The 10,983-nt window shown below is 61.6% G+C and carries 13 protein-coding genes; 2 read left to right on the top strand and 11 right to left on the bottom strand.

The genetic code is table 11. The features are described 5' to 3' along the window. Positions 1-506 precede the first annotated feature (506 nt). Positions 507-827, bottom strand: a complete 321-nt coding sequence (locus AD662_RS02315; protein WP_053177839.1) for a PAAR domain-containing protein — start codon at positions 825-827, stop codon at positions 507-509. Then, positions 824-1,360, bottom strand: a complete 537-nt coding sequence (locus tag AD662_RS02310; RefSeq protein ID WP_018603457.1) for a PAAR domain-containing protein — start codon at positions 1,358-1,360, stop codon at positions 824-826. The genes AD662_RS02315 and AD662_RS02310 overlap by 4 nt, the downstream gene beginning before the upstream one ends. A gap of 393 nt (positions 1,361-1,753) precedes the next feature. Between AD662_RS02310 and AD662_RS02305 the strand changes: the two genes are divergently transcribed. Beyond that, positions 1,754-2,740: an alpha/beta fold hydrolase gene (locus tag AD662_RS02305; RefSeq protein ID WP_235862359.1), complete on the top strand. Its 987-nt coding sequence runs from the start codon at positions 1,754-1,756 to the stop codon at positions 2,738-2,740. Positions 2,741-3,027: 287 nt separating this feature from the next. Here the strand turns inward: AD662_RS02305 and AD662_RS02300 are convergent, their stop codons facing one another. Further along, positions 3,028-3,927 (bottom strand): LysR family transcriptional regulator, encoded by a 900-nt coding sequence (locus tag AD662_RS02300; protein WP_018603460.1) that lies wholly within the window; start codon positions 3,925-3,927, stop codon positions 3,028-3,030. Positions 3,928-4,067: 140 nt separating this feature from the next. Between AD662_RS02300 and AD662_RS02295 the strand changes: the two genes are divergently transcribed. After that, positions 4,068-5,324: an MFS transporter gene (locus tag AD662_RS02295; protein ID WP_235862362.1), complete on the top strand. Its 1,257-nt coding sequence runs from the start codon at positions 4,068-4,070 to the stop codon at positions 5,322-5,324. A gap of 214 nt (positions 5,325-5,538) precedes the next feature. Here AD662_RS02295 and gspM read toward each other — a convergent pair whose 3' ends face one another. From gspM to gspF, 8 genes are read right to left on the bottom strand one after another with little or no spacing between them, the layout of a single operon-like run. After that, positions 5,539-5,994, bottom strand: coding sequence for a type II secretion system protein GspM (gene gspM / locus AD662_RS02290; protein ID WP_053185247.1), 456 nt, complete (start codon positions 5,992-5,994; stop codon positions 5,539-5,541). Further along, entirely contained in the window at positions 5,994-7,097 is a 1,104-nt protein-coding gene (gspL, locus tag AD662_RS02285; RefSeq protein ID WP_053185245.1) for a type II secretion system protein GspL, read from the bottom strand. Before gspL ends, gspM begins: the two co-directional genes overlap by 1 nt. Then, a complete protein-coding gene (locus AD662_RS02280; protein ID WP_053185242.1) occupies positions 7,097-7,942 on the bottom strand; it encodes a type II secretion system protein GspK in 846 nt (281 codons plus the stop codon). The genes gspL and AD662_RS02280 overlap by 1 nt, the downstream gene beginning before the upstream one ends. Continuing rightward, the gene (locus tag AD662_RS02275) at positions 7,939-8,472 is read right to left on the bottom strand and encodes a type II secretion system protein GspJ (RefSeq protein WP_053185239.1); all 534 of its coding nucleotides are present in this window, start codon (positions 8,470-8,472) and stop codon (positions 7,939-7,941) included. The genes AD662_RS02280 and AD662_RS02275 overlap by 4 nt, the downstream gene beginning before the upstream one ends. Next, on the bottom strand, positions 8,465-8,851 hold the full coding sequence (gene gspI / locus AD662_RS02270) for a type II secretion system minor pseudopilin GspI (RefSeq protein ID WP_053185236.1): 387 nt from the start codon (positions 8,849-8,851) through the stop codon (positions 8,465-8,467). The genes AD662_RS02275 and gspI overlap by 8 nt, the downstream gene beginning before the upstream one ends. Next, positions 8,844-9,311: a type II secretion system minor pseudopilin GspH gene (gene gspH / locus AD662_RS02265; RefSeq protein WP_018603475.1), complete on the bottom strand. Its 468-nt coding sequence runs from the start codon at positions 9,309-9,311 to the stop codon at positions 8,844-8,846. The genes gspI and gspH overlap by 8 nt, the downstream gene beginning before the upstream one ends. Positions 9,312-9,313: 2 nt before the next feature. After that, positions 9,314-9,769: a type II secretion system major pseudopilin GspG gene (gene gspG / locus AD662_RS02260; protein WP_053185235.1), complete on the bottom strand. Its 456-nt coding sequence runs from the start codon at positions 9,767-9,769 to the stop codon at positions 9,314-9,316. Between the two features lie 3 nt (positions 9,770-9,772). After that, the gene (gene gspF, locus AD662_RS02255; RefSeq protein WP_053185232.1) at positions 9,773-10,981 is read right to left on the bottom strand and encodes a type II secretion system inner membrane protein GspF; all 1,209 of its coding nucleotides are present in this window, start codon (positions 10,979-10,981) and stop codon (positions 9,773-9,775) included. Positions 10,982-10,983 lie beyond the last annotated feature (2 nt).

Here is a 10,983-nt window from a genome sequence, read left to right as displayed (position 1 = left end):
AAGATCCACTGTGGGAGCGAGCTTGCTCGCGATAGCGGTGGGTCAGCGCCGGTGAAGTTGGCTGTGCCGCCGTCATCGCGAGCAAGCTCGGCTCCCACAGGGTTGGGTGGTGTACCCAGATATTGCGAACACCAAAGATCCACTGTGGGAGCGAGCCTGCTCGCGATAGCGGTGGGTCAGTGCCGCTGATGTTGACTGTGCCACCGTCATCGCGAGCAAGCTCGGCTCCCACAGGGTTGGGTGGTGTACCCAGATATTCCGGACACCCCAGATCCACTGTGGGAGCGGGCTTGCTCGCGATAGCGGTGGGTCAGTGCCGCTGATGTTGACTGTGCCGCCGTCATCGCGAGCAAGCTCGGCTCCCACAGGGTTGGGTGGTGTACCCAGATATTGCGAACACCAAAGATCCAATGTGGGAGCGAGCTTGCTCGCGATAGCGGTGGGTCAGCGCCGGTGATGTCGGCTGTGCCACCGTCATCGCGAGCAAGCTCGCTCCCACAGGGTCATTAAGCCAGTTGAGCGGCTCGGCTGGCTTGCGGTGCGGGGTCTGCATTTTTGTAGGTGACCCAGAATACCGAGGGGATCAGTCGCGCTTTGCAGGGGCAGGTACTGTGGCTATCCAGGGTGCCGGCCATATGCCTGCCATGGCTGACCATGTGCCCGATACCGCCCCTGATCTGATAGGTGTTCCCGTCCTTTCCACAAGAGACGCGGTCACCTTCGCGGGCATGCTGCAGGCCAAACATGTTCACCTTGCCGTCGCCATCCAGCACTTTCCCACCGCACGTGGTCTTGTCACCCTGACCAATGAAGTAACCCTCGTTCATTGGATGTTCTCCTTCACCGCATTCGAGTGCAGGCGATGAACCTCCGCCAACCTAAGCCCAGGCAAAAAATCCTCCGCCATCGGCACACCCTCCCGCACGATAATCATGAAACGCCTCTGAAGCGTATTAATGATCTCATCGCCATTGCTCAGGCGACTGCCCACCAATGCAATGTTGCTATTGTTTTTCCCAGCACCAGTGATGATCCGTGCCGTGCTGCCATCGGCATACACCACCTCATCGCCTTTTTGCGCGGCGCGTACCTTCCAGCCATTGTCCAAGGTGAACGTCAACGACGATGACACTACTTGCTGGATCGTTCCGCCGTTTCGCGTCTGGCTGCCCTCGGTGGCCACTCGGTAGATGGCAATTGGCGGATGAGCTTCGACGAAGGCTTTTTGTCGACTCATGAACGCCGCGACTTCTTCGCCGTAACCCTCCAGTTGCCGGGGCTCCAAGTACAAGTCATCCAAATGACGAAGAGCTTCATGGGAGATTTCGTTGGTGTAGGGGGCATCCAAAGATGAGTGCATTTCCAGGGACCTCATTCATGGGCTTCAGGCTGCATCCCTTGCACTGGGAAGGAGCGCTAAGCCGGCGGCTTCGGAATGATGAATAAGACGTTGCAGCGCAGGCGAGTCGCAACCCCTGCGAAGTGGTCTGTGCAACGAATCGGAAGTGTCGTAACTAGAAATGCGCGTTTTCCTACAGTCGAAGGGTATTTGACACAACTTTTCGTCCCCCCTGTCCTGCTGATGACGATCGAAGCAGCGCTCTTTGCCGCCTGTCGGAACTGTCAACTCTGACAGTTCGATGGGCTTCGCAATAGCTTCAGGCTTTAGCCGTTATCCAGGTCGACGCTCGATAAAACTGTTCGACCTCATGAGCTGCAACTCGCATCTCAAGATAATTAATCTGGTCCAAACATGGATAAAAAATTGATGAGCACAATAGCCTGGTCGGGCCGCACAGCCATATCTCGCAAACACCCCGCCACATCACCTTCTACGGAACAAGACAGCGTCGTTGTCGACGGCGCGACATTTACCCATGCCTATGCATGTGTGAACGGTATTCGCCTTCACTACCTCATGGGCGGTGATGGTGAACGCCCAATTTTGCTGGTGCATGGGTTTCCGGGCAGTTGGCGTAGCTGGGAGCCGTTGATGGGCGCATTGGTGCGTGCCGGCTATACACCCATCGTTCCTGATTACCGCGGCGCTGGCGAAACGGATATTGCAGTCGGTGGCTACGACAAAAAAAGCATGGCCCATGATCTGCACGAACTGGTCACCCTCTTGAACATCAAGCAGGTCGATATCATTGGCCATGACATCGGCTTGATCATTGCCTACGCCTACGCGGCACTTTATCCGGATGAAACCAAACACATCGTATTGATGGATGGATTCATTCCAGGCATCCCCGGGTGGGAAACCGCTTATAACGGAAACCCTGCTGTGGGCACTACCAGCAAATGGCATTTTCGCTTCTTTGGCAAAACGGCCATTGGCATGATCAAAGGGCATGAAAAAACCTACCTGGATATGTTTTTTGATGACTTTGTATTCGAGGGAAACGACAAAGTGCCAGATATGGTGCGACAGGCATTGATAGAAGACTACTCTCGACCCGATCGCATGGAAGCGGCATTCAAGCTTTATGCAGCCTGGGTAGAAAATGACGCGAATGACAACCTGGAGTTTGCCAAGAATAAACTGACTATTCCGCTGCTCACCATCGGCGGGGACCATTCGAGAGGAAAAAACCTGGCCGAACAGGCTCTGCACATCGCAACGCAACCGCATTCATTGATATTGATCAATACCGGCCATTGGGTGCTTGAGGAACAAACTCAGGCTACCCGCGATGCAATCCTGGCATTTCTGACGATAAAAAATGTCGGGCAATAGGCCATCATCAGATCTGATGGTGGGGTATGAACGAAGAAGGACGCCTCCTTTGGGCTAATGCCTATCAGTTAGGCGCAAACGGCATAAGTCCTGTGGGAGCAAAGCTTGCTCGCGATAGCGGTGGAGCAGCTTGCATCAGCGCTGGATGTGCCGCCGCCTCGCGAGCAAGCTTTGCTCCCACAGGTTTGCTGCTTAACTGACTGACCTTACCCCTTTGGGCGCCCTTCTTAATCGAGTCGGCTGGTCGCTTTTCATGTTGCCCTCCTTCTTCGGTGGTCCTGGGAAGCTCAGGCAACGCCTTGATCACCATCGGTCAACAACGCCACAAACGCCTTCGCCATCGGCGAACGCTGGTCCTTGCGCTGTACCAGCCACACCGCCGACACCGCCGCTGGATCGAGCAGCGGTCGATAGACCACCCCATCGATACGCATGCGCTGGTAAGACGCCGGTAATACCGAAACACCCAGCCCCGCCGCCACCAAGCCGATGATGGTCATGGCTTCGCCGGCTTCCTGGGCGAAGTGCGGGCTGAAGCCGGCGTCGCGAGCCAGGTTCAGGAGTTGGGCGTAGAGGCCGCTGCCGTAGCTGCGGGGGAAGAACACGAACGGCTCCTGGGCCAAGGCCGAGAGGAACAGGCCGTCTTCATTGCCTTGGGCCAGGGGGTGCTTGGCACTGAGCACGGCTACCAGCGGTTCGCGGCTGAGCTCGATTTCCGCCAGGGAGTCAGGCAACGGCAACGGTCGCATGATGCCCACCTCGATCTCTTCGTCCACCAGTGCGTCGGCCACTTGGGTACTGCTCATTTCCCGCAGGTTCAGGTGCACCGCCGGGAAGCGTTGCCGAAATGAAAAAATCGCCTGGGGGATGGTGGAATTGAACGGCGCCGAGGAGGTGAAGCCGATCTTCAGTTCGCCCAATTCCCCCAGTTGGGCGCGGCGGGCGACGTCGGCGGCTTTGTCGACCTGGACCAATACCCGTCGCGCTTCTTCAAGGAACAACCGTCCGGCCTCGCTCAATTCGACCCGACGATTGGTGCGCTCGAACAGCCGCGCGCCAATCTCCTGCTCCAGCGCCTGGATCTGCTGGCTCAAGGGCGGCTGGGAGATGCCCAGGGCCAGCGCGGCACGGCCGAAATGCAGTTCTTCGGCAACGGCGATGAAGTAACGCAGGTGACGCAATTCCATGGGCAATCCAATAGGTCGCAAAACGTCTTAAACAGGTCGAACAATATATTGGATAGAAACATTAGCCGGCTATATGCTTTTTTCATTGCCTGCCTGATCGTGCCCTTGCGAGGTCCACCGTGAAAACTGCTGTCGCTCCACTGGCCCATGAAATCCCACCGCGTGTGCAGGATGATGTCGTCGCCGAACTCAAGGACATCTACATCGAGAAAGGCACGCCGATGTTCATGCGCACGGTGCTGGCGCTGTTCAGTGGTGGCTTTGCGACCTTTGCCCTGCTGTATTGCGTGCAACCGATGATGCCGCTGTTGTCCAAGGAATTTTCCATCAACGCGGCGCAGAGCAGCCTGATCCTGTCGGTGGCGACCGGCCTGCTCGCCATCGGCCTGTTGATCACCGGCCCGATTTCCGACCGCATCGGCCGCAAGCCGGTGATGGTCGCGGCGCTGTTCGCCGCCTCGGTGTGCACGATTGCCAGCGCCATGATGCCGACCTGGCAGGGTGTATTGCTGCTGCGCGCCTTGGTGGGGCTGTCGTTGAGCGGGTTGGCAGCGGTCGCGATGACGTATTTGAGCGAGGAAATTCATCCCAAACACATCGGCCTGGCGATGGGGCTGTACATCGCCGGCAACGCTATCGGCGGCATGTGCGGACGCCTGATCACCGGGGTCTTGATCGATTTTGTCAGCTGGCACACCGCGATGCTGGTGATTGGCGGCCTGGCGCTGATCGCGGCGGCGGTGTTCTGGAGAATCCTCCCCGAGTCACGCAACTTCCGTCCCCGTTCGCTGCACCCGCGCAGTTTGCTGGACGGCTTTACCATGCACTTTCGCGACGCCGGGTTGCCGCTGCTGTTTCTCGAAGCCTTCGTGTTGATGGGCGCGTTCGTGACGCTGTTCAACTACATCGGCTACCGCCTGCTGGCCGAGCCTTATCACTTGGACCAGGCCTTTGTCGGGTTGCTGTCGGTGGTGTACCTGTCGGGCATCTACAGCTCGGCAAAAATCGGTGCACTGGCGGACAGACTCGGCCGGCGCAAAATGCTCTGGGCAACCATTGCGCTGATGCTGGCCGGCCTCGCGTTGACCATGGCCACGCCGCTGTGGCTGGTCGTGCTGGGCATGCTGGTGTTCACCTTCGGTTTCTTCGGCGCCCACTCGGTCGCCAGCAGTTGGATCGGCCGCCGCGCCCTCAAGGCCAAGGGCCAGGCTTCGTCACTCTATCTGTTCAGCTATTACGCCGGATCCAGCGTTGCGGGTACGGCCGGCGGCGTGGCCTGGCACCTGGGTGGGTGGAATGGTGTCGGCTTGTTCATCGGTGGCTTGCTGGTGGTCGCATTGTGGGTGGCGGTGAAGCTGGCGAAATTGCCGTTGCTGCCGGGGAATGTGCAGGTTTAGCCATAGCGACTTCACGTCCCAAAAACCAGGGGCAAACAGACACTTTGTGGCGAGGGGATTTATCCCCGCTGGGTGGCGCAGCCGCCCCAAAAACCCGACACCGCTGCGCAACAGATGAACCCTGCAAAGCGGTTTACGACTGCTGCGCAGCCGAGCGGGGATAAATCCCCTCGCCACAAGAGCCCATACTCCTGGTCAAAATTGTTGCGGTCGGTCATTGACGCAACACCACCCGCGCACCCAGCACACCATTCTCAGCTTCCAGAGTCAGCGATTGCAGCACCGCCCCCTCCCGCTCTTGTTGATCCAGCCAACGAAGCAACGAATTGGCCTCGCCACCGACGGCGAGTCGCAACGAATCGCCGTCGACCTCCATTTCCGCTATGTCCAACCCCGCCGCTGTCGCATCCTCGTTGACGCGCACCGACAAGGGCCGCGTGGCGGCAGTCGCATCCCGGGTGGGTTCGGCGCGCTGGATCCGGGCCATCAGTTCGGCCTGTTGGCGATGCTGTCGTTCGGCAACCTCCAGCCGTTGCCGAGTCGGTTGCCAGATCGCGGTATAGGCCAGCGCCACCAGCACCAGCCCGGCAAGTCCCAGCAACAGCCCTTGCTCGCGGCGCGATGTTCTCCCCCAGGCCTGTTTCAAAGCCAGCCATCCCATGACGTTCATCAACTGTTCTCCAGCGTGAGAATGGCCTGCACGCGATTGTTCTGTTTGCTCGCGCTGCCCAGGGTGACGGGCAATCCGTTCTGCTGCCCGCGCTCACGCAGTTGCTCAAGTTCGACGAAGCTGTTGGCCGTCAGTTGGATCTTCCAACCCTCGCCTTCACGAAAATCGATGCGCTGCACCTCGACGCTGCTGGCGCCAATGACCTGCTCGGTCAGACGCGCCAGACGCGCGACCTGGGTGTCCTGACGTTGTCCACGACGACTCTGCAATGCCTGGAACTGCGCCGCCAGGTCGACGATCCGCGCCTGCCCGGGATACAACGACCTGAATCGCTGTTCGCTTTGGGCATAGAGAAGCCGGGTTTCGTTTTCAAGAAAACGTAGGCGGGCTTCACTGAAGGCCCAGGTGAGCACCAACGCGCCCAGCACAGCCGCCGAAGCGCCGCGCCATGGCAGCGGTTGGCGGCGCCGACGAAACTCGCCCTGCAACAGGTCGATGGGCTGTCCGCCAGCGCTCAACAACCACTCATCGATGCCCTGGCGATCACGTTCCTCGTCCAGCCAGTGGATGTCTTCAGGCAGGCCAGGCTTGAGCGTCGCCAAGCCTCGGGCCGACAACGACATCCGCGCCGGCAGCCCTCCTCCCAACAACCAACGCCCAAACCAGTGCACGCCAAATGCCTGGTCATCGGCAAGCAGATCGGCATCGACATGCACCGCACGCACCTCAATGCCTTGTGCCGCCAGCAACGCCAGCAGCGCCTGGAACCGGGCTCGCTCCGTCACCATCAGCGGATAGCGGTGCTGACGGTCGCGCGGGCCGATGCTGATGTGCAGCGCCTCCAGGTTTTCACTCAGTTGCTCTTCGACGGCGAATGCCAGGGCCTGAGGCCGGGGCTGGCGTCGAGAGGGCCATGGATCGCTGCGCAACCAGCTGCACATTTCCATCGGCAACAGCACATCGACGGGCCGTCCGCTCAACTCGCCGGCCGCCTCATGCAGAGGCAGGCGACGACGCTCGCCGGTGGGCGACCACACGCAGCATGGCCAGTTGGCGCAAGGCGCGCCCAGGCCTTCGGCCGTCAGGTAAAGCCAGGTTTTCATCAGGGAAGCTCGCTGGTGCTCAAGGGTAGGAAACGACGCTGACGAACAGTCCAGCGCCCGCTAACGGAATCGCGCTCAACATCCGAGGCCAGGCGCAGACGGCTGCCGGCGTGGGTCACACTCACGGTGATCCGGAACCAGCGACTGCCCACCCCCAGACCGTGGCTGTTGAGGCCCAGCCCGGACAACACCGGGTCGTTGGTAAACGCCTGCACGCTGGCGTAGGGCGCGTGGCGACGCTGGTTGACCAACGCGTTGGCCGGCCCGTCCTCCATGCCGTCCAGGGTCATCAGTAATTGCCACGGTGCGGTATTGATATTCAGCCGCGCGTCCTTGGGCAGCAGCACCACCCAAGGCTCCAGGCGCCGCAGTGTCTGGCCGTCGATGCCCGGCAACAGACGCAGTTGACTCAGCTCCTGCACCGGCCCGACCTGGGGCAACGACAGCGGCGGTAAATCCAGCAAGGCCAGCAAGCGAGTCCAGCGGCCGAGGGTGACCTGATCGATTTTCCCCAGGGCCAGCAGCGCGTTGAGATTCAGGCGCCCGGACAAATCCTCGATATCGATGTGCAGCTCGGCGCCGTCAACTTCCAAGACGGGCTCGAGCCGAGCCCAACCCTGGCTCAGGTCAACAGGCCCGGACGGCGTTATCCCACTGTTTTCCAACACCACCCGCGCCCAGTCTTCCCCTGCCAATCCCAATTGCCGCAACTGGACCTGTTGCAGCTGCTGCGCGCTGCTGTGCAACAACAGGCGATGACTGCGCAACAGGCCACCGATCAGCAGCAAGGCCAGGCTCAGCACCAGCAGCACGCTGATCAGCGCCACACCACGTTGTCGGCTCATGGCAACGCCCCCGGCAACAGCAACACCCGACGGACCTGTTCGAAACGCCCCGCCGACACGATCAACTCCAACGCCAGCGGCGCAGTGTCACTCACGGTTTCGCTGTGCCAGCCCCGTTGTGGGTCGAACACACGCCAGCTCAGGCCGTGTACGTCGTCGAGCAGCTTCTGCTGCTGCACAAGGGACGTGCCTTCGCCGGCACTGTCGCGCCACAACACGGCACCCTCGAGCCGATAGCTCACCGTCTGCCGTTCGCTGCGCGGCTGGTCCAGTGGATTGCGCCAATGGCTGCGCTGCAGTTGCAAACGCCCCGGCGCGAGCACGAGCGAGCCGGCAACCGCCTGCCACACATCCCGCTCGATCACACCGACGGCACGCTGCAAGGCCCGGATGTCGCGCTCATGCTGACCGGTCCCCTGCTGGGTGCGCACGACGCCGTCGAACAGCCGCCAACTGGCCAGGCCGAGCAGGGCAAAAATGCCGATGGCGATGACCAGTTCCAACAAGGTGAAACCCGACTGCTTATTCATCACGGCTGCGGATCCATCCGGTGGTGCGGTGCACGACCGTCGCGCTGTCGACACGGCTGACCTGAATCTCGACCTGCAGCAAGCGCCCATCAGCGGCCGGGGCGATACGTTGTTGCAAGAGCCAGTCGCGACGATCCAGGTGCCGGCTCAGCCACTGTTGCCCCGGTGGCGTAGTGGCTTGCAGGCGCAGTTCGTTCAACTGATTGTCCGCCAGCCAGGCGCCGAACAGACGCTCCTCGAGCCCCGCGCTTTGCTTGAGCACGAACTGACTGGCCGAGAGCACGGCGGCCGCCAGCGTCGCGAAAATCGCCAGGGCGATCACGACTTCCAACAGCGTGAAGCCGCGGCAACCGGCAGCCGGCCTGCGAGGGTCAGTCATCGATCAGCGGCTCCGCCAATCCATCGCTCGACACCCGGGAAATCGTCTGCCCGGCGACTTTGATGAGCAGCCTGAAGGGGCTGATCTCGTCACTGCTGAGCATCAACAACTGCGGTGGACCTTGAACATCATCGAGCCTGAGGACATGACCGTCCTGCTCCAACCCGAGCGTCAGCCCCTCAGGCAATCGATGCAACGCCGACACCGCCGTCCAGCCCTGGGCTTCAAGGCGCAACGCCTGGTAACTAAGAGGCTGCACGCGCACACCGTATTCCTGCCCGTCCAGTACCGCCCGCTCGCGCAACTGCTGGACCACACGGACGAAATCTTGGGCTTGCTGCCGGGCCTCACGTGCCGGGCTCGAACCCGTGGCGAAGCTGACCATGCCCGCCAGTACCCCGATCAGCACGATGACAACCATCAGTTCCAGCAAGGTGAAGCCCCGGCAATGACGACCCACGTTCACTCGGCCCAATTGCCGATGTCAGCCGCCATGCCTTCGCCGCCCAGTACGCCATCGGCGCCCAGCGAGTACAGGTCATAGCTGCCATCGACGGATTTGTGCCCCGGATTGAGGTACTGGTAGGGCGTGCCCCAAGGGTCGATCGGCAGGCTTTTCAGATAGCCCTGGGGGTTCCAGTTCCTGGCTGCTGGCGTACCGGACGGGCGTTTGCTCAGCGCCTCCAGGCCTTGTTGGGTCGACGGGTACTGGAAGTTATCGAGGCGGTACATTTCCAGGGCCGTGGCGATCGCCTGGATATCGGTGCGGGCGGCCGTGACCTTGGCCTGGTCGGGTCGGCTCATGAACTGCGGTACCACGATGGCGCCCAGCACGCCAATGATGACCACCACCACCATGATTTCGATCAGGGTGAAGCCGCGTTGAGGGCGTGCAGGTCGCTTGCTTTGAAATTTCATCGGTCAATTCACCAATTGGTTGAGGCTCAGGATCGGTAGGAGGATGGCCATGACGATCAGCAGCACGACGCCGCCCATCACCACCAACATGGCCGGTTCGAACAGGCTCACCACCAGCGCGATACGCGCCGCGAGGCTGGCTTCCTGTTGTTCGGCGGCCCGGGCCAGCATGCTGTCGAGCTCGCCGGCCCGTTCGCCGCTGGCGATCATATGCAGCATCAGCGGCGGGATATCGCCGCCCTGCTCCAGGCCGCGGGTCAGGGTCCCGCCTTCGCGGACCGAACGAGCGACGTCGGCCATGCGGGCGCGGATCGTCAGGTTGCCGATCACCTGCGCGGCGATGTGCAAGGCATCCACTAGAGGCACGGCGCTTTTGCTCAGGATCGCCAGGGTGCTGGCGAATCGGGCCGCCTCCATCGCCCGCAGCACTTCGCTCAACACCGGCAGCCGCAGCAACACACGGTGCCAGCGCAGGCGCCACGCCGGTTGGCGCAGGCTCCAACGCCACAACCCGAGCAGCCCGGCCAGCGCACCGAGCAGCAGCAGGCCATAGCGGCGCAAGCCATCGCTCACGGCGATCAGCGCCTGGGTCAGCCAGGGCAACGGCTGGCCGCTGTCGATGAAAATCTTCACCACATCCGGCACCACGTAACCCAGCAGGAAACCAACAATCGCGACACAGGCCAGCATCAGGATCAGCGGGTACACCAACGCCAGTTGAATGCGCTGGCGTGACGCCTGGCGCGCCTGGGTGTAGCTCGCCAGTTGCTCCAAGACTTGCCCCAGGTGCCCGGATTGCTCGCCCGCCGCGACCGTGGCGCAGAACAGCTCGGGGAACGCCTGGGGAAAGGCCCTCAGTGCCGTCGCCAACGCATGGCCTTCCATCACCCGGCTGCGCACCGCCGCCAGCAGGTGGGCGACGCGGCGCTTCTGGCTCTGTTGCGCCACCGCTCCCAGGGACTCTTCGAGGGGCAGGCCGGCCTGGATCAAGGTGGACAGCTGCAATGTCAGCAACGCCAGATCTGCCGGGCTCAAACGCGCCCCGGCATGTCGCCCGCCCAGGGTTCGCGGTTCCTTGGCTTCAGCCAGTTCGCTGGGCAGCAAGCCGCGCTCGCGCAGCAACTGGCGAGCATGGCGCGGGCTGTCGGCTTCCACACGGCCCTTGCAGCGGCGGCCCTGGGCGTCTTCGGCCCGATAGTCGAAGGTCGGCACGG

Origin of the sequence: Pseudomonas kilonensis (genome assembly GCF_001269885.1) — a bacterium.
Lineage (GTDB): Bacteria > Pseudomonadota > Gammaproteobacteria > Pseudomonadales > Pseudomonadaceae > Aquipseudomonas > Aquipseudomonas kilonensis.
This window is presented reverse-complemented; position numbering and strand designations above follow the sequence as displayed.